This window comes from Nocardia sp. CC227C, assembly GCF_030767025.1.
Lineage (GTDB): Bacteria > Actinomycetota > Actinomycetes > Mycobacteriales > Mycobacteriaceae > Nocardia.
Genome location: NZ_JASITE010000014.1, coordinates 135287 through 158349 on the forward strand (window position 1 = coordinate 135287; position 23063 = coordinate 158349).

Sequence of the window (23063 nt, forward strand, 5' to 3'; positions counted from 1 at the left end):
AAGGTCACCCGATGAGGACGAAAACCCCGCTCCCGCCCCGAAACTCCCGGCGCACCCGCCGTCGTCGGGCGTATACGCTGTGCGCCCTGGCCATGTCCGGGCTCATGGCACTCACCGCCTGCGGCTCCAATACGGCCCGCGACGAAGACCCCGACACCGCGGCGGGTGGCGGCAGCGGCACCGTCGGGGTGATCCTTCCGGAGACCGCAACCTCCGCCCGCTGGGAGTCCTTCGACAAGCCCATGCTCGAACAGGCCCTGCGTGCCGAGGGGTTCGACGCCGACGTGCAGAACGCCCAGGGCGACGTGCAGAAGTTCAGCGCCCTGGCCGACGGCATGATCGCCCAGGGCGTGAAGGTGCTCGTCATCGCCGCCATCAACAGCGAGGTGGGCAGCACCGTCGCCGCCAAGGCGCAGCGCGCGGGCATCCCCACCATCGACTACGACCGGCTCAGCCTCGGCGGATCCTCCGACTACTACGTGTCCTTCGACAATGTGCGCGTCGGCGAACTCCAGGGCCAGGCCATGGCCGACGCCCTGAAGGACAAGCCGGGCGCGGAGGTCATCGAGATCGAGGGAGCTCCGACCGACAACAACGCGACCCTCTTCCACCAGGGCCAGACCAATGTCCTGCAGCCGCTCTACGATTCGGGCGCGCTGAAACTGGTGCACAGCCAGCCCATCGACGGCTGGGACAACCAGAAGGGCGGCACCGTCTTCGAACAGCTGCTCACCGGCAACGGCGGCAAGGTCGACGGCGTGGTCGCCGCCAACGACGGCCTGGCGGGCGCCGTGATCACCGTGCTCAAGAAGAACGGCCTCAACGGGCAGGTTCCGGTCACCGGCCAGGACGCCACCGTGGAGGGCCTCAAGGCGGTGCTGCGCGGCGACCAGTACATGACGGTGTTCAAGCCGATCCAGGCCGAGGCCGAGGCCGCCGCCAAACTGGCCGCCGCCCTGGCCAAGGGCGACACGGCGGCCGCGGATGCGTTGGCCCAGGACGTGAGTCAGGACCCCAAGGGCGATCGTGAGGTGAAATCCGTGCTGCTGGAACCGCAGACGATCCTGAAGGATCAGGTGAAGACGGTCATCGACACCGGCTACGTGTCGGCCGCCGACGTCTGCTCCGGTGACCTCAGCGCCACCTGCGCCGAACTCGGCATCGGCTGATCCGCCATGACCGAGCCATTGCTCGACATCACCGGGCTGAACAAGAGTTTCGGCCCGGTGCGGGTACTGCACGAGGTGGACTTCACCGTCCCGGCCGGATCGGTCACCGCCCTGGTGGGCGACAATGGCGCGGGCAAGTCCACGCTGGTGAAATGTATTGCCGGCATCCACCCGGCCGACTCCGGCGCGGTGCGCTTCCGCGGCGAGAACGTGCGCATCCACGGACCGAAAGACGCTGCGGCCCTGGGGATCGAGGTCGTCTACCAGGATCTGGCGCTGGCCGACAATCTCGATATCGTCGCGAACATGTTCCTCGGCCGCGAGCGCGGCCGACCCTGGTTCCTCGACGAGGCGAGTATGGAGGAGGCGGCGCGGCGCACCCTCGCCTCCCTGGGCGTGCGCACCGTGAAATCGGTCCGCACCCCGGTCTCGGCGCTGTCCGGCGGGCAGCGGCAGACGGTCGCCATCGCCAAAGCCGTGCTGTGGAACAGCAATCTGGTGCTGCTGGACGAGCCCACCGCCGCGCTCGGCGTTGCCCAGACCCGCCAGGTGCTCGACCTGGTGCGCAGGCTCGCCGAACAGGGGCTCGGAGTGGTGCTGATCAGCCACAATCTCGCGGACGTGTTCGAGGTGGCCGACCGCGTCGCCGTGCTCTACCTGGGCCGGATGGCGGCGCAGGTGCGGGCGGCCGACGTCACGCACGCCCAGGTGGTGGAACTGATCACCGCGGGCCGGTCCGGTGAACTCGGGCTGGCTCGACCGGAGGCGGTGGCGCTGTGAAGACTTCCGAACCCGCGGCCACACCGGCCGCCGACTCCATCGCGGTCGCCGATTTCGGGATCGACACCACCACCATGTCCACCCGGGACGCGCTGCGCGACTATCTGATTCGCGTACGGTCCGGCGATATCGGCTCCCTGCCGGCGGTATTGGGGCTCATCGCGCTGGTGGTGCTGTTCTCGGTGCTGTCGGACGTCTTCCTCTCGCTCAACAACATCGCCAATCTGCTGGCCCAGGGCGCGGGGCAGACCATCATCGCCATCGGCATCGTGTACGTGCTGCTGATCGGTGAGATCGACCTGTCCGCGGGCACCGCCTCCGGAGTGGCGGGCGCGGTGTTGGCCATGCACTACGTGGAGAACGGGAATCTGCTCTCCGGCATGGGATCCACGGTCTTCATCGTCTTCGTGGCCATGCTGGTGCTGGCCGCCGCGCTGGCGGCGTTCCTGCGCATCTGGCCCGGCGTGTTCATGTCGCTGCTCGGCGTCGCCATCGCCGTCGTCGGCTTCGAGGCGAACCCGTGGGTGGAGATGCTGCTGGCGGTGTGCGTGGGCACCGCCATCGGTTGCATCACCGGCTTCCTGATCGCCAAGATCGGCATGCCCTCCTTCGTGGTGACGCTCGCGCTGTTCCTCGCCTGGCAGGGGGTGATCCTGCAGCTCATCGGTGAGGGCGGTGTCCTGGGTATCAGCTCCTCGCACGTGCTGGACCAGGTCGCCAACGGCAATCTGTCCACGGTCGGCAGCTGGGCGCTGTTCGTCATCGCGGCCGGGGGCTACGCGGCGGTCACGCTGGGCGGCCATCTGCGGCGGCGCAAGCGGGGACTGGTGACCCGGCCGACCCCGCTGGTGGTCACTAAGGTGGTGGCGCTCACCGGATTCGCGGCCGTGGTGACCGCGCTGCTCACCGTGAACCGCTCGCCGAGCGATCTCATCGAGATCTCCGGCGTGCCGTACGTGGTGCCGATCGTGCTGGCGCTGCTGGTGGTCGGCACCTATGTGCTCAACCGCACCACCTACGGCCGCCACATCTACGCGGTGGGCGGCAACCGGGAGGCGGCCCGGCGCGCCGGTATCGACGTAACCCGGTTGCGGGCCAGCGTTTTCGTCATCAGCTCGTCGTGCGCGGCGGTCGGGGCCATCGTCTACTCGTCCAAGGTCGGCTCGGTCGACCCGCAGGCGGGCGGGCTCAATACGCTGCTGTTCGCGGTGGGCGCGGCCGTGATCGGCGGCACCTCGCTGTTCGGCGGCAAGGGCCGGGTGGCCGACGCCGTCATCGGCGGCGCGGTGCTCGCGGTGGTCGCGAACGGTCTGGGCCTGCTGCGCCAGCCCGCCGCGGTGGTCTCCATCGTGACCGGACTGGTGCTGCTGCTGGCCGCCACCGTCGACGCCCTGTCCCGCCGTCGCAGCGCCGCGTCGGGACGGTGAGCGCCGCAATGGTATTCCTGATGCCATGACCGTCGCCCGCCCGGACGAGGTGCGCCGATTCAACCGGTCCAGTCTGCTGCGACTGCTGCACACCGGCGGACCGGCGACCCGGGCGGCCCTGGCCACCGGCCTCGGACTCAACCGGTCCACCATCAAAATGCTGGTGGACGGGTTGGCCGAGGCCGGGATCGTGGCGGAGCGGGTCCCGCGCCAGACGCCCTCGGGCGCGGGGCGCGGGGCCGGACGGCCGTCACTGCTGGTGCTGCCGCAGCCTCAGGCCGCGGTGGTGCTGGCGGTGGACGTACAGGTCGAACGCACCGCCATCGCGCTGGTGGGATTCGGCGGGCAGATCCTCGGGCGCAACAGCTGGAATCTGCACGGGCGGCAGCGCGATCCGATCGAAGTGGTCACCCATATCGCCGAATCCGCCGCCCTGCTGGCGACCGATCTCGGCGTGCACCCGGTGGCGGTCGGCATCTCGGTGCCCGGGGTGGTGCGCCGCACCGACGGCTACGTGCACGCGGCGGCCAACCTGCGGTGGTCGGACGTGGCGCTGGGGGAGCGCATGTCGGCGGTGCTGGGGCTTCCGGTGGCGGTCGGCAACGACGCCGAATTCGGCGCACTCGCCGAACATGTGCGCGGCGCGGGCCGGGGCACGGCCGACGCGGTCTTCGTCTCCGCCGATGTGGGCGTGGGCGGCGGACTCATCGCACAGGGCGGCATTCTGCGCGGCGCGGCCGGATACCTCGGCGAGATCGGCCATATGGCCGTACGCCCCGACGGGCGGGCCTGCCACTGCGGCAATGTGGGCTGCTGGGAGAGCGAGGTCGGCCAGGCCGCGCTGGGCCGGGCGCTCGGCCTGCCCGAACACGGTCCGCGCGGCGGCATCGTCGCCGAATTGCGCGCCCTGGAAAAGGATTCGGACCCGGTGGCGCGGCTGGGGGAGTACCCGGACTGGCTGGTGCTCGGACTGGTGAACGTGGTGAATGTCCTCGGTCCGGAACTGGTGGTGCTCGGCGACCTGTTCACCGCATTGCCCGACCAGGTGATCGCGCGGGTACGCGACCGGGTGCGCGAGCGCAGCATCGTCAGCCGGGCGCTGGGCGGAGTGCGCATCGAGAAGTCCACGCTGGGAGCGGATTTGAAGCTGCTGGGGGCGGCGGAGGCGGCCTTCGAGGGAGTGCTCGGCGCGCTGTGACGGCGGTATCGGGGCGAGCGCGGCGGTGCGTACGCGTAGCGCGGTGGTGCGTGGGCCGAGTGCGCGCGTCGATGGGTGGGATCGGGCGGGTGTTGAATGGTGTCATGGAGCAGCTACCAGAGGACTGGCAGCGCGGCGTGGTCATCGTCGCGCATCCCGATGACATCGAGTACGGTGCGGCCGCCGCCGTGGCGCGCTGGACACGGCAGGGCAAGGATATTCGCTATCTGCTCGTGACCAGCGGTGAGGCCGGAATCGCGGGGCTGCCGCCCGCGGAGTCCGGACCGCTGCGCGAGGCGGAGGAGATCGCCGCCGCCAAGGCCGTCGGGGTCACGGAGGTGGAGTTCCTCGGGTATCCGGACGGGCGGGTCGAGGAATCGCTCGCATTGCGCCGGGACGTGGCCGCCGCCATCCGCCGCCATCGCCCGGAGATGGTGATCCTGTTCAACTTCGGCGATACCTGGGGTCCCGGATATGCCAACAGCGCCGATCACCGGGCGGTGGGCCGAGCCGGTCTGGACGCCGTCTCCGATGCGGGCAACGAGTGGATCTTCCCGGAACTGTCGGGGCTGCCCATCTGGTCGCCGCGCTGGGCGGCGGTCGCCGGGCCGAAAGCCACCCATGCCGTGGATGTGACGGATACCGTCGAGGCCGCCGTGGAATCCCTTGTCGCCCATGGCCGTTACCTCGCCGCACTGAGTTCGGATCCGGTGCTGGAGCAGGCGCGCGCCATCGTCGACATGTCCACCGCGCCGATCGAGGGTTTCCCGGCCGCCCGCGCGACGGGGTTCGAACTCTATTACTTCGGCGGCTGAGCGGACGCCTGCGGCGACCGGACGAGGTGTGGCGGTCGGGCCGAGGTGTTCGGCGACTGGGCCGAGATGTTCGGCGGCGGACCGAGGGTAGCTCGGCCGCGCGAGGTAAGAAGAGGATTCGCGGCGGTGCGGCCGGGCCTGGGAGTTCGGGGGTGGCGACGCTGTAGGCGGTGCGGCCGGGATCGCCTACCGGTCGCACCGAGCGCAATGACCGGTGCGGAGCGTTCTCGCCTCGTCTTCGTCAACGACCTTCGGGAAGGCCGCGGTCGACCGCGGGGTCGCAGGCGGCGACAGAAAATGATACCGACACTGAAATATGCGCATCTGAACATGAGATCTGAGAGTGTTGTCCGCTGATCGGCCCTGCGCAACGGTGTGTGCTGAGTTCCACCGGCGCATGTGGCACGCTGGGCGCGTGCGAGTAGCGGTGGTGGCCGGGCCGGATCCGGGGCATGCGTTCCCCGCGATCGCCCTGTGTCTGCGATTTCTCGAAGCGGGCGACGAACCCGTGCTGTTCACCGGGCCGCGGTGGTTCGACGCCGCCAAGCGGGTCGGTATCGGGGTGCGGCGGCTCAAAGGGCTCGCGCCCCGCGCCGAGGACGACGATGCCGATGCCGGGCAGCGGATCCACGAGCGCGCGGCCTTCATCTCGACCGAGATCCTGCCCGATATGAGCGCCATGCTGCCCGATCTGGTGGTCTCGGACGTGCTCACCGCGGGCGGCGGCATGGCTGCCGAGCGGATGAAGGTGCCGTGGGTGGAGCTCTCCCCGCATCCGCTGTACCTGCCGTCGAAAGGGTTGCCGCCCATCGGAAGTGGTCTCGCGCCGGGGGAGGGGCTGAGCGGTAGGGCTCGCGACGCGGTGCTGCGCGGGATGACCGCGCGCGCCATCCGGCAGGGCGAGGAGCAACGCGAGCGGGCCCGCGCGGGCATCGGCCTGCCGCCCCAGGATCCGGGTCCGGCCGCTCGGCTGATCGCGACCCTGCCCGCGCTGGAGGTGCCGCGCCCGGACTGGCCGGACGACGCCCATCTGGTCGGCCCGCTGCTGTGGGAGCCGACGGAGCATGTCCTCGACCTGCCGCCCGGCGACGACCCGCTGGTCATGGTCGCGCCGTCCACCGCGCACACGGGTGTCAGCGGCATGGTGGACACCGTGCTCGAAGCGCTCGACGGCGCGGGGGTGCGGGTGGCGATCTCCATGCTGGATACGCCGCCCGCCGATCTGCCGCCGTGGGCCACGGCGGGTTTGGGCCGTCAGGACGAGCTGCTGCGGCACGCGGCGGTCGTGATCGGCGGCGGCGGCCACGGACTGCTGGCGAAATCGCTGCTGGCCGGGGTGCCGGTGGTGACCGTCCCCGGTGGTGGCGACCAATGGGAACTGGCCAATCGCGCGGCGCGCCATGGCAGTTCGCTGCTGGTCCGTCCGCTCACCGTCGAGGCGGTCCGCGCGGCGGTGGGCCGGATGCTCGACGAACCGATCTTCGCCGAGCGGGCGCGCAAGGCCGCCGCCGACGCGAGTGTGGTCTCGGACCCCGTGCCGCTGTGCCACGAGGTGGCCGCCGCCGCGCGCACGCACCGGTAGTCGAGGTGGCCGTCGCGGCGCGCACCCGCCGGTAGCCGAGGTGGCTCACGGCGCGAATACGCCCTGGACCGAGGCGGCTTCGGCTGAGGGGCTCGGTGCCCGGCGGACGAGCACCGACCAGCCGTGGCGCTCCGACGAGCGGCGGCAGCCGACGGCCGCGGGCGGTGAGACCACCCGTCCTGCGGCCGAGCGGGCGCGGACCCGGGCTCGTACCGGCGTTCATGTCCTGGCGTAGGCTCGCGGCCGTGCGGTTGACGGAGTTCCAGGAGCTGTTGTACACCGAGTTCGGCACGGCGCGCGGGGATGCGCTACTGAGCGACCACGTGCTGCCGTCCATGGGGAAGACCGGGGCGCAGGCCATCGAGGCGGGGATCGATCCCCGTGATGTCTGGCGCGCATTGTGCGCCGAATTCGATGTGCCCAAGGCACGTTGGTGAGCTCGGCGCGCTGGTGAGCTCGACGCGGCGACGGACTCAGCGCCGCGGCGGACTCAGCGCCGCGACGGACTCAGCGTCGGCTGATCCGCGCCGGTTGTCGAGCTAGGCGTTGCGCGCGTAGTGTCGGGCCGCCTTGGCGCGGTTGCCGCAGGTCGCCATGGAATGCCACCGGCGGGCGCCGTTCTTCGAGGTGTCGTAGAACCAGAGCACGCAGTGCGGATGCGCGCACTGTTTGATGCGGTCGGGGGCGGCCATCAGGGTCAGCAGATTGTCGGCGGCCAGCCAGCCCGGTAGCCATTCGGGGTCGCGAACCTCCACCACGTCCTGGGGACCGTGCGCGGTGAGGGTGCGGCGGATCCGGCCGTGGTCGAGGACGTCGTCGAGCGCCTCGATATCGTCGCCGCGCGCCGCGTGCAGGATGGCCTCGCGCGCCCGTGCGAGCGCGTGCAGGGTCGCCTCGTCGGCCGGGCAGCGCCCGGCGAGGTCGTTGTCGGCCAGCCATTGCCGCAATCCCGCCACGTCGGAGAGCAGGTCCTGCAAACCTTCCCCGCTCATCCAGCGGGTGTTGAGCAGGTCCAGTGCGAGCGGCTCTCCGAGGTGGGGGCGTGGAACGGGCATGCCTGAGGGTAACCAGCTTCCGGTCCGGTTCGGCTGCGGCAGTGCCATTCTAACCACTCAAATCATTTAGGGGGTTGACAGCAGTTCCCTGCCGCCCTTAAATTCTAACCATCAAAACAATGCAAACCAGTTAGAGCTTCCTCGGAGGAAAACATGACCACGATCGCCGCACCCCAGCTCACCACCGGCCACATCGGCTTGAACGTCACCGACCTCACCCGCTCGGTGGACTTCTACCGCCGCGCCTTCGGCTTCGAACAGCTCGGCGCGAACACCGAGGGTGAGCAGCGCTTCGCCTTCCTCGGTGCCGACGGCAAGCTGGTGCTGACCCTGTGGCAGCAGAGCGATGGCGAGTTCTCCGCGAAAACACCCGGCCTGCACCACCTGTCGTTCCAGGTCGAAAGCCTGGAGCAGGTGCGCTCGGTGCAGTCGGTGCTCGAGGATCTGAACGTGAGCTTCGCCCACGACGGCATCGTCGCCCACGGTGAGGGCGCCTCGTCCGGCGGCATCTTCTTCAGCGACCCCGACGGCATTCGCCTCGAGGTGTACGCGCCGAGCGGCGCCGAATCCGCCCCCGCGCCCAGCGGTTCCGCCCCCACCTGCGGATTCTTCTGACCTACGACGTGATTCACCCGGTGCGGGCGCAGCGCCCGCACCGGTGCGGACGAATGCCGGAGAACGAGATGACCACCAGCTATCACCCGGGCGAGGTGGCCGTGCAGCAGCGCATGGGCCAGTCCGATATCGCCCAGCACGTCGGACGCATGATCCGCGCCGAGATACCGCACACCGCGGCGGCCTTTCTCGCCGAACAGCCGCTGGTCGTGATCGCCGCCGCCGATGACGCCGGTCGACCGTGGGCGAGCCAGCTCATCGGCCCGGCCGGATTCGCGCGTGCCACCGACGAGCGCACCATCGTGGTGGACGCACAGCCCACCGCCGCCGATCCGCTCGCCGAGCCCCTGCGTTCCACCCGGCACATCGGCATGATCGCCCTGCAACCGCAGCGCCGACGGCGAATGCGCGTCAACGGCGTCACCGAACCGACCGAGCGCGGGCTGCGCATCACCACCGACCAGGTGTACTCCAACTGCCCGAAGTACATCACCCGTCGCACCATCGACGACTGGAGCGGTGCATCCGCGGTCACCGTGCACCGATCGGCCGAGCTGAACGCCGCGCAGCAACGGGCGATCGCCGCCGCCGACACCTTCTTCGTCGCCTCCGCCGACCCGGACGGCAATGCCGACGCCTCCCACCGCGGCGGCAATCCCGGTTTCCTCCAGGTGCTCTCGCCCACGCGCCTGCGGTGGCCGGACTACCGCGGCAACTCCATGTTCATGACGCTGGGCAATATCGCCGCTGACCCGCGATGTGGGCTGCTGATTCCGGACTGGCGCGGCGGCTCGACCCTGCAGCTGACCGGAACAGCGGAAATAATCTGGGATGACACGACATTCGCGCCCGGCTCGCAGGCCACGGTGGACTTCGCCGTTGCCGAGGTCATCGAGATCGGCGGTGCCAGTCCGCTGCGCTGGGGTGCGTCCGAACTGTCTCCCGTGAACCCCTGAATCCACTCCCGAAAGGATCGCCATGCGACCCCCACTGCCCCCGTTCGATCTGGAATCGGCTCAGACCAAGGTCCGCGCCGCCGAGAATGCCTGGAACACCCGCGATCCGGAAACCGTCGCACAGGCGTACACGGAGGATTCCGTGTGGCGCAATCGCGATGAGTTCATGACCGGCCGCGCCGAGATCGTCGACTTCCTGAAGCGCAAGTGGGCCAAGGAGAACGGCTATGCGCTGCGCAAGGAACTGTGGGGATTCCGGGAGAACCGCATCGCTGTCCGCTTCCAGTACGAATGGCACGACGAGGACGGCCAGTGGTACCGCAGCTACGGCAACGAGCTGTGGGAGTTCTCCCCCGAGGGGCTGATGTCGCGCCGTGAGGCCAGCATCAACGACACGCCGATCGCCGAATCCGACCGCCGCATCTTCGGCCCGCGTGGTCCGGAGGAGGAGAACGCGCTGCTGCCGATCCGGTGACACCCGTCGAGCCCCGCCCCCTCGGGCGGGGCTCGATCATGTGGTCGTGGTCGTGGTCGTGGTCGATGGCAGCATCTATGACGGATTCGTGGCGGACGTCACGGTTATGTACTAACCTGGGATGGTCGGCACCGGATGAGTGGGGACCGCCATGACCTACAGCGCCTATCTGGACCTGGAGACGCTGCTCGGGGCGCAGCATCCGGTCAGCAGGCCGCCGCAGCACGATGAGATGCTGTTCATCATCCAGCACCAGACCACGGAGCTGTGGCTCAAGCTGGTGCTGCACGAAATACGGGCGGCGCGTGCGGCTTTCGACGACGACGAACCCGATATCGCACTGAAGTGCATCGCGCGGGTGAAACACATCCAGAAGACGCTGACCGAGCAGTGGTCGGTACTGGCGACCATGACGCCCACCGAGTACGCGCGGTTTCGCGGGGCGCTCGGAAACTCCTCCGGATTCCAGTCGTATCAGTACCGGGCCGTGGAATTCGTTCTCGGCAACAAGAATCCGGCGATCCTGCCGGTATTCGCCGACGAGCCGCGGGCCGCGGCGGAGTTGGCGGCATTGATCTCCGAACCCACGCTCTACGACGCGTGCTGGCGGCATCTCGCGCGGGCCGGACTGGCGGTGCCGCGGTCGACCCTGGAACGCGACGTCACCGCGCCCTATGCGCTCGATCCCGCGCTGCTTCCGCTGGTGCGGTCGGTATACCGTGCGCCGCAGGACCATTGGGCGGCCTACGAGACCTTCGAGGAACTGGTCGACCTGGAGGAGAACTTCCAGCTGTGGCGGTTCCGGCACCTGCGGACGGTGCTGCGGACCATCGGATCCGCGCGGGGGACCGGGGGAACCGGCGGCGCCGGATTCCTGCGCCGCGCCCTCGAGGTCAGCTTCTTTCCGGAACTGTTCGCCGTCCGCACCGAAACGGGAGCGTCATGACCCGCGGCCACACCGACTTCACCACTCGGGCAACGGCTCTCGATGCCGCCGATCCGCTGGCGGCGTACCCGGGCGAGTTCGTCGGCAGTGACGATCCGGAGATCGTCGCCTATCTCGACGGCAACTCTCTCGGCCGCCCCACCCGCCGGACCGCCGAGCGCCTGTCCGCCTTCGTGACCGAGGCATGGGGCCGCAGACTCATTCGCGGCTGGGACGAGGAGTGGTTCGATCTGCCGCTGACCCTCGGCGATCGGATCGGCGGCGCCCTGCTCGGCGCCGCGCCCGGACAGACCACCATGGGCGACTCCACCAGCGTGCTGCTCTACAAGCTCGCGCGCGGTGCGCTGGCCCTGCGGCCGGGGCGCACCGAGATCGTGCTCGACCGCGACAACTTCCCCACCGACCGCTACCTGATGGAATCCGTCGCCGCCGAATGCGGGATGACCCTGCGCTGGATCGATGCGGACTTCGCAGGGGGCGTCACCGCCGCGGAACTGGCCGCCGTGGTCTCCGAACGCACGGCACTGGTGGTGCTCAGCCACGTCGCCTACCGCTCCGGTTACCTGCTCGACGCGCCCGCCGTCACCGCCGTCACACACGCCGCCGGGGCCATGCTGCTGCTCGACGTCTGTCATTCCGTCGGTGCGGTGGAGATCGAACTCGACGCCTGGGGAGTCGATTTCGCGGCCGGATGCACCTACAAGTACCTCAATGGCGGGCCTGGATCGCCCGCCTTCGCCTACGTGCGCGCCGATCAGCTGGCCGACTTCCGGCAGCCGATCTGGGGCTGGATGGGCCGGGAGGACCCCTTCGGCATGGCACAGGGATACGTGCCCGCATCCGGTATCCGGCGCGTGATCAGCGCCAGCCCCGGCATCGTGGGGATGCTCCCGATCCAGGACATGCTCGATCTCATCGAGGCGGCCGGGCTGCCGCGGGTGCGCGCGAAGTCGTTGGCGCTCACCGAGTTCGCGCTCGAACTCGTGCGGGAGTGGCTGGTGCCCCGCGGCGTGGCGGTATCCTCGCCGAGCGATCCGGCGCGGCGTGGCGGGCACGTCACCATCGACCACCCGCGGTTCCGGGAGATCACCGCGCGGCTGTGGCAGCGTGGCGTCATGCCCGACTTCCGGCAGCCGCACGGTATCCGCCTGGGCCTGAGCCCGCTGAGCACCACCTTCGGTGAGGTGCTCGCCGGGGTGGCCGCCATCCGCGACGAACTCGACGCCGATCCCGATGCCTGAGCTCCGCGACGCCACCGCGAGCGCGATCCTCGACGACATCGATTCCCGGCCCGGCAGTGTCACCTCGCTGGCGCGGACCGTGCTGGGCGCGTACGTGCGCGAACTCGGCGGCTGGATCGCCATCGCCGACTTCGGTGGACTGCTCGCGGCGCTCGGGGTGCCGGAGCAGAGTGCGCGCACGGCGGTCGCCCGGTTGAAGGGCAAGGGTGTGCTCGATGCCGAAACGCGCGGCGGCAGGAGCGGATACCGGCTCACGTCGGCCGCCGAGGCCATGTACGCCCGGGGTGACGCCCGCATCTTCGGCTTCCGGCGGATGGGTGACGACGATCCCTGGCAGCTGATCTGCTTCGGCATCCCGGAATCGGCGCGCGCGGCGCGACATCAGCTGCGCCGCAGGCTGTCCGCCATCGGCTGCGGGACGGTCGCGCCCGGACTGTGGATCTGCCCGCACTATCTCGCCGACGAGGCCGCGGCCATTGTCACGGCGCTCGGACTCGACGAATACGTGACCACCTTTCGCGCCACCGATACCACCGTGCCGACGACGCCGCGCGCCGCGGCGGCGCGGTGGTGGGATCTGGACGACCTCGCCCGGCGGCACCGTGCCTTCCTGGCACGCCACGGCGGGAGCTTCGCCGAGGCCGCCGGTGACGTCGCCGGTGACGTCGCCGATGACGCGGACGCGGTCGACGAGCGTGCCGCCGGCGGGGCGGCGGGCGATCGAGGCGGGGACGACGAGTGGGCGTTCCGGATCTTCGTCCCGTTGCTCGACGAATGGCGGACGATTCCCTACCTCGATCCCGGGCTGCCCGAGCGCATGCTGCCCCCGGACTGGCCCGGCCCGGCCAGCGTGCGGCTGTTCGCCGCCGTCCGCGACCGCTGTCTGGGGCCGAGCCTGCGCTGGGTACGGTCGGTCGTCGACCCCCGGTGACCGGCCGTGCGCGGCGGGTCGTCCGACCGATCCGCGTGTCGAGGGGCGCGTCGCTTGCATCGAACATCTGTTCGTCTAAGCTCGGCGGCGGAACTTGTCGGTGCCGCCCTCTACCGTGGGCGCCAACCACAGATTGAGACTCACCCGTCGAGAAGGGGACCAGACGATGGCACCACAGGCTTTTGACCGCGACAAGGCGCTCGAACTGGCGTTGGCGCAGGTCGAGAAGAGCTTCGGCAAGGGCGCGGTCATGCGCCTGGGCGAAGAGGCGCGCCAGCCCATTGCGGTGATTCCGACGGGGTCCATCGCCCTCGATGTCGCCCTCGGTCTCGGCGGCCTGCCGCGTGGGCGCATCGTCGAGGTCTACGGTCCGGAATCCTCCGGTAAGACCACCGTCGCCCTGCACGCGGTAGCCAACGCGCAGGCACAGGGCGGTGTGGCGGCGTTCATCGACGCCGAGCACGCGCTCGATCCGGACTACGCCCGCAAGCTGGGTGTCGACACCGACGCGCTGCTGGTCTCCCAGCCCGACACCGGTGAGCAGGCCCTGGAGATCGCCGACATGCTGGTGCGCTCCGGCGCCATCGACATCATCGTCATCGACTCGGTGGCCGCCCTGGTGCCGCGCGCCGAGATCGAGGGCGAGATGGGCGACAGCCACGTTGGTCTGCAGGCCCGCCTGATGAGCCAGGCGCTGCGCAAGATGACCTCGGCGCTCAACAACTCCGGCACCACCGCCATCTTCATCAACCAGCTGCGCGAGAAGATCGGCGTCATGTTCGGCTCGCCCGAGACCACCACCGGCGGCAAGGCGCTGAAGTTCTACGCCTCGGTGCGCCTGGACGTGCGCCGTATCGAGACCCTCAAGGACGGCTCCGACGCGGTCGGCAACCGTACCCGCGTGAAGGTCGTCAAGAACAAGGTCAGCCCGCCGTTCAAGCAGGCCGAGTTCGACATTCTCTACGGCGTGGGCATCTCCAAGGAGGGCTCGATCATCGATATGGGTGTCGAGCAGGGCTTCATCCGCAAGTCCGGCTCCTGGTACACCTACGAGGGCGACCAGCTCGGCCAGGGCAAGGAGAACGCCCGCAAGTTCCTGCTGGAGAACACCGACGTGCGCGACGAGATCGAGAAGAAGATCAAGGAGAAGCTCGGCATCGGCGCTGATGTGACCGTGGGCGAAGAGGCCCCGGCCGACTTCTGATCCCTCGATGACCGATCGGGACACCCCCGAGCCCCGGCCCACCTCGCCGGGGCTCGGCAACACCCGCCTGGAAGCGGTGGAACGTCTCCGCCGCCAACTCGACGCCATCGAATCCCGCACCCGCACGGCGGACAGGCCGTCGCACCTCGCCCGCTACGGCACCGGCGTCTACAGCGCCGAAACCTACGGTCGCCGCCCGGACGAGGACGACACTGACGACGGGTACCCGGAGGAACCCACCCCGCACCGCACCCCGGCGCGGCGGCGAGCGGCCGCGCCCGACGCGGGGCACGACGCCGAACCCGATGTGGAGCAGCCGTATTCGGTGACAGCGCGTCCGCGTCGCGCTCCCTCCGGTTCCCGGGCACGGCGCGGGCGGGCCGATGCGGCATCGAAGGTCGTGCCGGAGCGAGCCGCCCACCACGGGGTGGCGGGGGACGAGGACGCCGACGGCGATATCGAAGGCGGCGGCCGTGACCGCCGCGGTCGCCGGGCCGACACATCTGAAGCCTCCGGCACCTCCGATACCCCCGAGGGCTCGCATCGGCGCGGCAGGCGGTATCGGCGCACGGATATCGGTGCGGAGCCCGATTCCGCTGTCTCGGCGGAGGAGCGCGGTGGTTTCGAGGGGATGTCCGGCGGTCGAGGTCGGCGATATCGGCGCACGGGCTTCGGCGGGGAGTCTGATTCCGGTGCGGCGGTCGAGCGGGAACGGGGTCGGGGCGGTTCGGATGTCGCCGGGCCGGGTGGTGAGCCCGAAGAGTCCGATGGGCGGCGTGGTCGGGGCCGTGGGGCGCGTCGGCGGTCGGGCGGTGGGGGCGAGCCGGGGGAGGGGTTGCCCGGGGGCGGGACCGAGGCACAGGCCAAGGATGTGTGTCTGCGGCTGTTGACCGACCGGGCTCGGAGCCGGGCGGAGTTGGCGGATCGGCTGGCGGCGAAGGGGTTCTCCGCCGAGGTGGCGGAGCGGGCGCTGGATCGTTTGGCCGACGTGGGGCTGATCGACGATGCGGCGTTCGCGGAGCAATGGGTGCATTCCCGGCACACTTTTTCCGGTAAAGGGAAGAAAGCGCTGGCGCAGGAATTGCGGCGCAAGGGGGTCGCGCCGGAGGACGCGGAATCGGCGTTGGCCGGGATAAGCGCCGAGGACGAGCACGAGCGCGCCACCGAGCTGGTGCGGCGCAAATTGCGCACCCTGCCGCGAGATCTGGATCGGGAGAAGACCATTCGCCGGTTGGTGGGGATGCTGGCGCGGCGCGGATACAACCAGTCCACCGCCTTCACGGTGGTGAAAGCCGAACTGGCCGACCGGGATCTCGCCGAACCCGACTCCCACTGACCAGCGTCACCGGATTCGCCCCCGGTCGGGCGGCGGATTATTCGAGCGCGCGGTCGGAATGTCTCGTCTACTATCGCGGACGACGGCTGCGGCCGGACGATAGCGGGGGTGGGAAGATATGGGACCTCGTCTACCGGTCGCGAGGTGCGATCGGGATGCCGGGTGGGGGCGACGGGTGGAGAACACGTCGGTGACGATCGGTGCGATGGCCACGAAATCCATTGCGCTGTGCGCGATCGCTGAAATCCGGGGCACGCACCGGCTGGCCGACCCGACCGGCCGCCGGCACCGGGCGCCGTCGCGCGTCGACGCAACGCCGTCCACCCGCCCGCGACCCGCCGCCTGCGGCACGGCCGCCGACGCCATGGCTGCGAGGACCACCCGGTGAGCGGCGAGTCGGCCGCCGAGCCGAGCCCGCCCACTCCCGATCCCGCAACGTCCGGCCGGGCGGCCTCCGATCCGGCGGTGTCCGATCCAGCGGTGTCCGATCCAGCAGTGTCCGATCCAGCGGTGTCTGAGCCTGTCCGGTCCGATCCCGTTCCCCGATCCGCTCCTAGCCTCGGCTCGGCCGGATTCGCAGCCGATACCGCTCGGCCCGATCACCGGGCCGCTGAGCGAGTCTCCGATTCAACCCAGCCCGACCGCGCCGCGGCCGGGCCTGTCCACGAGGAAACCGTGCCTGTGACCGATGCACCCGTACCCGCTGCCGACGTACCCGTCACTCCCGAGGAAGCGGCCACGCCGCCGAGCGACGGCACCGGGGCGGCGGCGACCGCCGATGCCGTGCCCGACCCCGCGACGGTGACCCCGCAGTTCGGGCCCGGTCCCTCGCCCGCGCCGGACCGGTCCGGCGGACCGTCCGGGCCACCGACTCGGATTCGGCGGGTGGCGCTGCCGGAACGGGACCGGCCCGTCGGACCGTGCCCCGGCTGTCGCGGGGAGCACTACGACCGCACCGGGTACTGCGTGGGCTGCGGCATGCCGCGTCCGCAGCAGGATCGGTTCGAGGCGGATCTCGGGACGGTATGCGTCGTCACCGATCGCGGACTTGTGCACGAGCACAATGAGGACTCGGTCGCGGTGGCCGTACTCGACTCGACGCTGCCCGGCCGGCCCGGTGCGACCGTGATCGTGGTGTGTGACGGCGTATCCACCTCAGAGGATCCGCAGGCCGCCTCGGGTGCGGCGGCGCGCGCCGGTGTCGCGGCCAATCTGGCGGCGCTCGGTGCGGGAGCGACGCTCGAACAGGCGACCTTGGCCGGACTGTCGGCGGCGGCCAAAGCGGTGCGCGCGGTCGGAACCCCCGAGGGCCGCGCCCCGTCGTGCACCTACCTCTCGGCCGTGCTGGTTCCGGACAGCCACGGCACCCGCATCACGGTCGCGAGCGTCGGCGACAGCCGGGCCTACTGGCTCACCCCCGCCGCTCCCACCACCCCGGCCGCCGACGCCCCCACCGTGCCAAGCACCCCCACCGTGCCCGCTGCTGATGCCGCTACTGCGGTGCGTGCCGCTGACGTCGCTCCTGCGGTGCCCGCTGCGGATGCCGCTCCTGCCGCGCATGCCGGTGGCGCTGCGCCCAGCACGCCCGCCGTGCCTGGTGCCGCCGCCGTGTCTGGTGGTCCTGCCGTGTCTGGTGGTCCTGCCGTGTCTGGTGGTCCTGCCGTGTCTGGTGGTCCTGCCGTGTCTGGTGGTCCTGCCGTGTCTGGTGGTCCTGCCGTGTCTGGTGGTCCTGCCGTGTCTGGTGCTCCTGCCGTGTCTGGTGGTCCCGCCGTGTCTGGTGCTCCCGCTGTGCCTGGTGGTCCCGCTGTGCCTGGTGGTCCCGCCGTGCCCGGTGCTCCCGCCGCGCCCGGTACTCGTACCGCTCCCGGCGCACCCGCGTCTCCCACCGATCCCGTCGGCGCTGACGCCTCCGGCGTACCTGGTGCCGCGGCCGCCGCCTCCGATACCGCCGCGGAGTCGCGTGCGTCCGCGGAATCCACCGTGCCCCAGGCGACCGCCACTCCCACGGGGCCTCGCCGTCCTGCCGATGCCGAGTTCGCCGCATCCGGTGCGGCGGGCTCGTCGTATGCGGCCGCACCCAGCGATTCGCGCCGCCTCACCGATGACGACTCCCTCGCCCAGGACTTCATCAAAATCAGCGGCGTGGACGAGCGCACCGCCATGAGCATGCGCGGTGCGCACACTCTCACCCGCTGGCTCGGTGCCGATATCGGCACCACCCCCTGGGCGGACGACTGCGTCCGCTCCCTGTACGCCACCGGCCCGGGTGCGCTGCTGCTGTGCAGCGACGGCCTGTGGAACTACCTGCCCGAGGCGGAGGCACTGGGCCACTACACCTTCGGCCCCGCGACCGGCCCGGTCGGACTGTCCGAGGCCCGCGCCCTGGTCGACTTCGCCATCGGCCAGGGCGGCAGTGACAACATCACCGTCGCGCTCGCCCCCGTCCCGGGTATCGCCCAGCCCTCCCGGTGATGCGGGCAGACCCGTTCCCAACAGCGAAAACGGCGTCGCACCAAGCCTTTCGGTAGCGTGGTCGCCGTCGGATCTCGTGTGATGGACAGGTGGGGCGCGGCCGCGAGCCGCGGTGGTCAGGAGGATGACATGGTCGACAGCGGTACCACCGAATCGATCGAGATGGTGGGCGAGGACTTCCATTCCGATCCGCACCGGTACTACGACCGCTGGCGCGCCCACGGTCCGGTGCACCGGGTGCGCCTTCCGGGCGGTGCGCCCTGCTGGGTGGTCATCGGGCATGCCGAGGGGCGCGCGGCCCTGGCCGACCCTCGGTTGCGCAAGAACGCCGACGACCTCTACGCCCTGTTCCGCGCCAAGAATGTGCGGACCCTCTCGGACTCCAATGCCCAGGCGCTGGCCTCGCACATGCTCAACAGCGATCCGCCCGAACACACCCGGCTGCGGAAACTCGTGAACAAGGCGTTCCTGCCGCGCCGCGTCGCCACGCTGCGCCCGCGCATCGAGGCGATCACCGCCGGTCTGCTCGACGAGATGGCCGCACACGACGAGGTCGACCTCATGCGGGTCTTCGCGAATCCGCTGCCGGTCACGGTGATCTGCGAACTGCTGGGCATACCGCTGGACGCCCGCGCCGACTTCCAGGCGTGGACCCGGGTGCTGGTCTCCTCCGGCAACCGGATGGAGGACCGGGAGGCGGCCACCCTGGGCATGTCGCGGTACCTGAGCCAGCTCATGGCCGACAAACGCGCCGATCCGGGTGACGACCTGTTCTCCGATCTGGTGCACGCCGCCGAGGACGGCGACCGTCTCGACGAGCGGGAACTGGTGTCCATGGCGTTCCTGCTGCTGGTCGCCGGGCACGAGACGACGGTCAATCTGATCGGCAACGGCACCTACGCGCTGCTGCGCAACCGATCCCAGTGGGAGACGCTGCGCGAGCAGCCGGAGCGGGTGCCCGCCGCGGTGGAGGAGTTCCTGCGCTACGACGGCCCGGTCGGCTGGTCCACCATCCGCTACACCGCCGAACCCGTCAGCATCGCCGGAATCGACATTCCCGCAGGGGAATTCGTCTACATCGCCCTGGGCGCCGCCAATCGTGACCCGTCCCGCTACGACTCCGGTCCGGAACTCGATATCGCCGGAAACACCTCCGGGCACTTGGCATTCGGCCACGGTATCCATTTCTGTGTCGGTGCGCCGCTGGCCCGGCTGGAGGCCGACATCGCCTTCCGTGGCCTGCTGCGCCGCTTCCCGCACCTGGAGTTGGCCGATACGGCGTTCACACCCGCATGGCAGACCAGCGTGCTGATGCGCGGTATGAACGAGCTTCCGGTGCGGCCCAAGGGAAACGGGTAGGGCCGCCGGACAGCAATGAGCCCCGCTCCGCAGCCGCGAAGCGGGGCTCGTTCGCGCCGAAGGAACGCGGTACCCGAACCGGATTCAGTCTTTCTTGGTCAGGGTGATATCCATTCCGGGTGGCGCGGCGGCGGTGGCGCTGTCCGCGCCGATCGCGGTCCGCCCGCCGCGCTTGCGGGTGCGCAGCCACCGCTCCACCCGGGTCGCCACCACGGTCAGCGTGTAGTTGAGGACGATCATGATGGCCGCGATGACCAGCAGCGCCTGGAAGGTATTGCCCTGTGCCGACCCGAGCTGCTGCCCGGAGCGCACCACCTCGACGTAGCCGATGAGGTAGCCCAGCGCCGAATCCTTCAGCGCCACCACCATTTGCGAGATCAGCGCGGGCAGCATGGCGGTGATCGCCTGCGGCAGCAGGATTGCGGTCATCACCTGCGATTTGCGCATGCCGAGCGCGACGGCCGCCTCGGACTGCCCCTTGGGCAGCGATTTGATGCCGGAGCGCACGATCTCGGCGATGACCGACCCGTTGTAGATGGTCAGCGCCGTCACCACGGCGGCGAGTGCGAGCCGGTCGTTGGGGAAGAGGTTGTACTCGGCGTAGACCGCGAACAGGAAGATCATCAGGATCAGCACCGGAATGGCGCGGGCGATCTCGACCACGGTCCCCGCCACCATGCGCACGGTGCGGTGATCCGACAGCCGCAGAATGCCGAAGACCATGCCGAGCACGAGCGCGAAGAAGATCGACATCGCCGCCGCCACCAGGGTGCCCCGGATACCCGGCAACAAGTACGTTTCCCAGACCTGGATGTCCAGGAAGGGCTCCCACTTGTCGGCCGCCCACTGCCCCTTGGCGTCCAGGCCGCTGTAGACCACCCAGCCGATGGCCGCCACCGCCGCCACGACCACCGCCGTGTACAGCCGGTAGAGCATCCGCGCCTTGGGGCCGGGTGCGTCGTAGAGAACGGATCCGGCGCTCATCGGGCCACCTCGAATCGCTTGGCCAGCCAGCCGAAGAACAGGCCGGTGGGCAGGGTCAGGACCACGAAGCCGAATGCGAAGATGGCACCGACGGCCAGCGGCGCGGCCTCCACCTCGATCATTTCGGACATGAGCAGGGCGGCCTCACCGACGCCGATGGCCGCCGCGACCGTTGAGTTCTTGGTGAGCGCGATGAGCACGCTGCCCAGCGGCGCGATCACCGAGCGAAAAGCCTGCGGCAGCACGATGAGTCGCAGATTCTGCGAGAAGGTGAAGCCCAGTGACCGGCCCGCCTCCGACTGTCCCATGTGCACCGTATTGATGCCCGAACGCAGCGACTCGCAGACGAAAGCCGCCGTGTAGACCCCCAATCCGACGACCGCCCAGCGGAAGTTGTTCTCCGCGAGGTCGTTCGGGCCCGCCGCGGCGAGGGTGATGCCCAGCTGGAAGTACAGGCCCAGCGAGCAGATCACGATGATGAGCGTGAGCGGGGTATTGCGGAAAATGGTCACGTACGCCGTGCCGACCCAGCGTGCCACGGGCACCGGCGCTACCCGCATGGCGGCGATGATCGTGCCGAGGACCAGCGCCAGCGCTCCGGAGAAGACCGTCAGTTTGATGGTCACCCAGAACGCGTCGAGCAACTGGTCGGAATACTCAGAGATCAAATCGAACACGGCGTGCGCATCCCTCCGATCGAAATACGTCGCGTGCCGGGCGGGGACCTCCCCGCCCGGCACGTGCGGTCAACTCAGTACCGGTCCAGCTGCGGCGGCTCGGGGATCTGGATTCCGGTGGAACCGAAATTCTTCTCCAGAGCGGCCTGCCAGGCACCGCTGGAGATCATGTCCTCGATCGCGTCGTTGATCTTCTGGCGGGATTCGGTGTCGCCCTTCTTCACGCCGATGCCGTACCTCTCGACGGTGAAGGTGTCACCGACGACCTTCAGCGCGCCCGGGTTCTGCGCCGCGTAACCGCGCAGGATGATGTCGTCGGTGGTGACAGCGTCGACGGCACCCGCCTTGAGGGCTTCCACGCACAGCGAGTAGGTGTCGTACTCCTGGAGCTGAACGTCCTTGGCGTACTTGTCCTTCACGTTCTGCGCGGGGGTGGAGCCCTTGACCGAGCACAGCTTCTTGTTGTCGCTCAGCGACTCCGCACCGGTGATGTCGGTATTGTCCGAGCGCACCAGCAGCGACTGGCCGGTAATGAAGTACGGCCCGGCGAAGTCGACCTTCTCCTTGCGCTGGTCGGTGATGGAGTAGGTGGCGGCGATGAGGTCCACCTGACCGTTCTGGATCAGCGTCTCGCGCTGCGCCGACGGCGCTTCCTTGAAGGTGATGTTCTCCGGGGACACGCCCAGCTTCTCGGCCACATAGGTGGCGACATCGACATCGAAACCGCTGAAGGAGCCGTCCTTCTCGCGCAGTCCGAGGCCCGGCTGGTCGTACTTGATGCCGATGGTGAGGTTGCCGTCGGCGGCGTTCTCCGTGGCGGTCTTGTCGCTGCCGCCGCCGCAGCCGCTGGCGACGACGGTCAGGGCGACCGCCCCGACGGCTAGCCGCAGCGCTTGGGTGATCCTCATCTGAATCCTTCTCTCTCGTGAAGTGGCGGAGTTGCTCAATGGCTCAGAATCTTGCCGAGAAAATCTTTCGCGCGTTCGGATTTCGGCGCGGTGAAGAAGGTGTCCGGGTCGGTGTCCTCGACGATCTGGCCGTCCGCCATGAACAGCACCCGGTTGCCCGCGCGGCGCGCGAATCCCATTTCGTGGGTGACCACGACCATGGTCATCCCGTCCTTGGCCAGTTGCACCATGACCTCGAGAACCTCGGACACCATCTCCGGGTCGAGCGCGGAGGTGGGCTCGTCGAACAGCATCACCTTCGGGTTCATGGCCAGCGCGCGGGCGATGGCGACACGCTGCTGCTGGCCGCCCGACAGCTGGGCCGGATACTTGTCGGCCTGATTGGCGATGCCGACGCGCTCGAGCAGTTCCATGGCGCGGGCGCGCGCCTTCGCCTTGTCCGTCCGGCGCACCTTCACCGGCGCGAGCATGACGTTCTCGAGAATGGTCTTGTGCGCGAACAGGTTGAAGCTCTGGAACACCATGCCCACGTCGGCGCGCAGCCGCGCCAGGGCCTTGCCCTCGGCGGGCAGTCGCACCCCGTCGATGGCGATGGTGCCGGAGTCGATGGTCTCGAGGCGGTTGATGGTGCGGCACAGCGTGGACTTACCGGAGCCGGACGGTCCCACCACGATGACGACCTGGCCCCGGGGCACCTCGAGGTTGATGTCCTGCAGGACGTGCAGCGCCCCGAAATGCTTGTCCACGGTCTGCATCGAGATCATCGGCGCGTCGGCGGTGACGGGTGTGGCGGCGTCGGTCATGACCAGTGACCTTAGAGGGCCACTGCCCGAAATGCTCGCCTTTGGCCCCCGCGACGCCGCAACCGACCGGACTCGACACCCCGCCGTAACCGAGGATTGACGCCGCGGTGACGGGAGAGAGACGGGTCAC

At 69.6% G+C, this 23063-nt stretch carries 23 protein-coding genes; 18 read left to right on the top strand and 5 right to left on the bottom strand.

Annotation, left to right across the window (positions count from 1 at the left end; genetic code table 11):
- The first annotated feature begins 11 nt into the window (after positions 1-11).
- From QMO76_RS26480 to QMO76_RS26510, 7 genes are all read left to right on the top strand, one after another.
- Positions 12-1169: a sugar ABC transporter substrate-binding protein gene (locus QMO76_RS26480; protein ID WP_306364035.1), complete on the top strand. Its 1158-nt coding sequence runs from the start codon at positions 12-14 to the stop codon at positions 1167-1169.
- A 6-nt stretch (positions 1170-1175) separates the two neighbouring features.
- The gene (locus QMO76_RS26485) at positions 1176-1949 is read left to right on the top strand and encodes an ATP-binding cassette domain-containing protein (RefSeq protein WP_306364036.1); all 774 of its coding nucleotides are present in this window, start codon (positions 1176-1178) and stop codon (positions 1947-1949) included.
- Positions 1946-3376, top strand: coding sequence for a sugar ABC transporter permease (locus QMO76_RS26490; RefSeq protein WP_306364037.1), 1431 nt, complete (start codon positions 1946-1948; stop codon positions 3374-3376). Before QMO76_RS26485 ends, QMO76_RS26490 begins: the two co-directional genes overlap by 4 nt.
- A 25-nt stretch (positions 3377-3401) precedes the next feature.
- Positions 3402-4574, top strand: coding sequence for an ROK family transcriptional regulator (locus QMO76_RS26495; protein WP_306364038.1), 1173 nt, complete (start codon positions 3402-3404; stop codon positions 4572-4574).
- A 104-nt stretch (positions 4575-4678) separates the two neighbouring features.
- Positions 4679-5389, top strand: coding sequence for a PIG-L deacetylase family protein (locus QMO76_RS26500; RefSeq protein ID WP_306364039.1), 711 nt, complete (start codon positions 4679-4681; stop codon positions 5387-5389).
- Between the two features lie 415 nt (positions 5390-5804).
- A complete protein-coding gene (locus QMO76_RS26505; protein WP_306364040.1) occupies positions 5805-6971 on the top strand; it encodes a glycosyltransferase in 1167 nt (388 codons plus the stop codon).
- A 245-nt stretch (positions 6972-7216) separates the two neighbouring features.
- Positions 7217-7408, top strand: a complete 192-nt coding sequence (locus QMO76_RS26510; RefSeq protein WP_143981886.1) for a DUF3046 domain-containing protein — start codon at positions 7217-7219, stop codon at positions 7406-7408.
- A gap of 102 nt (positions 7409-7510) precedes the next feature.
- Here the strand turns inward: QMO76_RS26510 and QMO76_RS26515 are convergent, their stop codons facing one another.
- Entirely contained in the window at positions 7511-8026 is a 516-nt protein-coding gene (locus tag QMO76_RS26515; protein WP_306364041.1) for a CGNR zinc finger domain-containing protein, read from the bottom strand.
- A gap of 153 nt (positions 8027-8179) precedes the next feature.
- Between QMO76_RS26515 and QMO76_RS26520 the strand changes: the two genes are divergently transcribed.
- From QMO76_RS26520 to QMO76_RS26570, 11 genes are all read left to right on the top strand, one after another.
- Positions 8180-8641: a VOC family protein gene (locus tag QMO76_RS26520; RefSeq protein ID WP_306364042.1), complete on the top strand. Its 462-nt coding sequence runs from the start codon at positions 8180-8182 to the stop codon at positions 8639-8641.
- Between the two features lie 68 nt (positions 8642-8709).
- On the top strand, positions 8710-9597 hold the full coding sequence (locus QMO76_RS26525) for a pyridoxamine 5'-phosphate oxidase family protein (RefSeq protein WP_306364043.1): 888 nt from the start codon (positions 8710-8712) through the stop codon (positions 9595-9597).
- Between the two features lie 22 nt (positions 9598-9619).
- The gene (locus tag QMO76_RS26530; protein WP_306364044.1) at positions 9620-10072 is read left to right on the top strand and encodes a nuclear transport factor 2 family protein; all 453 of its coding nucleotides are present in this window, start codon (positions 9620-9622) and stop codon (positions 10070-10072) included.
- Between the two features lie 151 nt (positions 10073-10223).
- Entirely contained in the window at positions 10224-11018 is a 795-nt protein-coding gene (locus QMO76_RS26535; RefSeq protein ID WP_306364045.1) for a tryptophan 2,3-dioxygenase, read from the top strand.
- Positions 11015-12259 carry a kynureninase gene (locus QMO76_RS26540; RefSeq protein ID WP_306364046.1) on the top strand — a complete coding sequence of 415 codons (1245 nt, stop codon included), beginning with the start codon at positions 11015-11017 and terminating at the stop codon, positions 12257-12259. The genes QMO76_RS26535 and QMO76_RS26540 overlap by 4 nt, the downstream gene beginning before the upstream one ends.
- Positions 12252-13190, top strand: a complete 939-nt coding sequence (locus QMO76_RS26545; protein WP_306364047.1) for a PaaX family transcriptional regulator C-terminal domain-containing protein — start codon at positions 12252-12254, stop codon at positions 13188-13190. Before QMO76_RS26540 ends, QMO76_RS26545 begins: the two co-directional genes overlap by 8 nt.
- Positions 13191-13356: 166 nt before the next feature.
- A complete protein-coding gene (recA, locus tag QMO76_RS26550) occupies positions 13357-14394 on the top strand; it encodes a recombinase RecA (protein WP_306364048.1) in 1038 nt (345 codons plus the stop codon).
- Between the two features lie 631 nt (positions 14395-15025).
- Positions 15026-15730, top strand: a complete 705-nt coding sequence (gene recX, locus QMO76_RS26555; protein ID WP_306364113.1) for a recombination regulator RecX — start codon at positions 15026-15028, stop codon at positions 15728-15730.
- 175 nt (positions 15731-15905) lie between these two features.
- Positions 15906-16118, top strand: coding sequence for a hypothetical protein (locus QMO76_RS26560; protein WP_306364049.1), 213 nt, complete (start codon positions 15906-15908; stop codon positions 16116-16118).
- 293 nt (positions 16119-16411) lie between these two features.
- Positions 16412-18202 carry a PP2C family serine/threonine-protein phosphatase gene (locus QMO76_RS26565; RefSeq protein WP_306364050.1) on the top strand — a complete coding sequence of 597 codons (1791 nt, stop codon included), beginning with the start codon at positions 16412-16414 and terminating at the stop codon, positions 18200-18202.
- A 129-nt stretch (positions 18203-18331) separates the two neighbouring features.
- Entirely contained in the window at positions 18332-19561 is a 1230-nt protein-coding gene (locus QMO76_RS26570) for a cytochrome P450 (protein ID WP_306364051.1), read from the top strand.
- Positions 19562-19645: 84 nt separating this feature from the next.
- Here QMO76_RS26570 and QMO76_RS26575 read toward each other — a convergent pair whose 3' ends face one another.
- The 4 genes from QMO76_RS26575 to QMO76_RS26590 all read right to left on the bottom strand — a co-directional run bounded on the left by QMO76_RS26575 (position 19646) and on the right by QMO76_RS26590 (position 22894).
- Entirely contained in the window at positions 19646-20545 is a 900-nt protein-coding gene (locus QMO76_RS26575; RefSeq protein WP_306364052.1) for an amino acid ABC transporter permease, read from the bottom strand.
- Positions 20542-21222 carry an amino acid ABC transporter permease gene (locus QMO76_RS26580; protein WP_306364053.1) on the bottom strand — a complete coding sequence of 227 codons (681 nt, stop codon included), beginning with the start codon at positions 21220-21222 and terminating at the stop codon, positions 20542-20544. The genes QMO76_RS26575 and QMO76_RS26580 overlap by 4 nt, the downstream gene beginning before the upstream one ends.
- Positions 21223-21296: 74 nt before the next feature.
- Positions 21297-22130: a glutamate ABC transporter substrate-binding protein gene (locus QMO76_RS26585; RefSeq protein ID WP_306364054.1), complete on the bottom strand. Its 834-nt coding sequence runs from the start codon at positions 22128-22130 to the stop codon at positions 21297-21299.
- 35 nt (positions 22131-22165) lie between these two features.
- The gene (locus tag QMO76_RS26590; RefSeq protein ID WP_306364114.1) at positions 22166-22894 is read right to left on the bottom strand and encodes an amino acid ABC transporter ATP-binding protein; all 729 of its coding nucleotides are present in this window, start codon (positions 22892-22894) and stop codon (positions 22166-22168) included.
- Positions 22895-23063 lie beyond the last annotated feature (169 nt).

Coding starts and splice junctions, on each gene's coding strand:
- QMO76_RS26480 (WP_306364035.1), top strand. CDS start 12: ATGAGGACGAAAACCCCGCTCCCGCCCCGAAACTCCCGGCGCACCCGC.
- QMO76_RS26485 (WP_306364036.1), top strand. CDS start 1,176: ATGACCGAGCCATTGCTCGACATCACCGGGCTGAACAAGAGTTTCGGC.
- QMO76_RS26495 (WP_306364038.1), top strand. CDS start 3,402: ATGACCGTCGCCCGCCCGGACGAGGTGCGCCGATTCAACCGGTCCAGT.
- QMO76_RS26500 (WP_306364039.1), top strand. CDS start 4,679: ATGGAGCAGCTACCAGAGGACTGGCAGCGCGGCGTGGTCATCGTCGCG.
- QMO76_RS26515 (WP_306364041.1), bottom strand. CDS start 8,026: ATGCCCGTTCCACGCCCCCACCTCGGAGAGCCGCTCGCACTGGACCTG.
- QMO76_RS26520 (WP_306364042.1), top strand. CDS start 8,180: ATGACCACGATCGCCGCACCCCAGCTCACCACCGGCCACATCGGCTTG.
- QMO76_RS26525 (WP_306364043.1), top strand. CDS start 8,710: ATGACCACCAGCTATCACCCGGGCGAGGTGGCCGTGCAGCAGCGCATG.
- QMO76_RS26530 (WP_306364044.1), top strand. CDS start 9,620: ATGCGACCCCCACTGCCCCCGTTCGATCTGGAATCGGCTCAGACCAAG.
- QMO76_RS26535 (WP_306364045.1), top strand. CDS start 10,224: ATGACCTACAGCGCCTATCTGGACCTGGAGACGCTGCTCGGGGCGCAG.
- QMO76_RS26540 (WP_306364046.1), top strand. CDS start 11,015: ATGACCCGCGGCCACACCGACTTCACCACTCGGGCAACGGCTCTCGAT.
- QMO76_RS26545 (WP_306364047.1), top strand. CDS start 12,252: ATGCCTGAGCTCCGCGACGCCACCGCGAGCGCGATCCTCGACGACATC.
- recA (WP_306364048.1), top strand. CDS start 13,357: ATGGCACCACAGGCTTTTGACCGCGACAAGGCGCTCGAACTGGCGTTG.
- recX (WP_306364113.1), top strand. CDS start 15,026: ATGTCCGGCGGTCGAGGTCGGCGATATCGGCGCACGGGCTTCGGCGGG.
- QMO76_RS26570 (WP_306364051.1), top strand. CDS start 18,332: ATGGTCGACAGCGGTACCACCGAATCGATCGAGATGGTGGGCGAGGAC.
- QMO76_RS26575 (WP_306364052.1), bottom strand. CDS start 20,545: ATGAGCGCCGGATCCGTTCTCTACGACGCACCCGGCCCCAAGGCGCGG.
- QMO76_RS26585 (WP_306364054.1), bottom strand. CDS start 22,130: ATGAGGATCACCCAAGCGCTGCGGCTAGCCGTCGGGGCGGTCGCCCTG.
- QMO76_RS26590 (WP_306364114.1), bottom strand. CDS start 22,894: ATGATCTCGATGCAGACCGTGGACAAGCATTTCGGGGCGCTGCACGTC.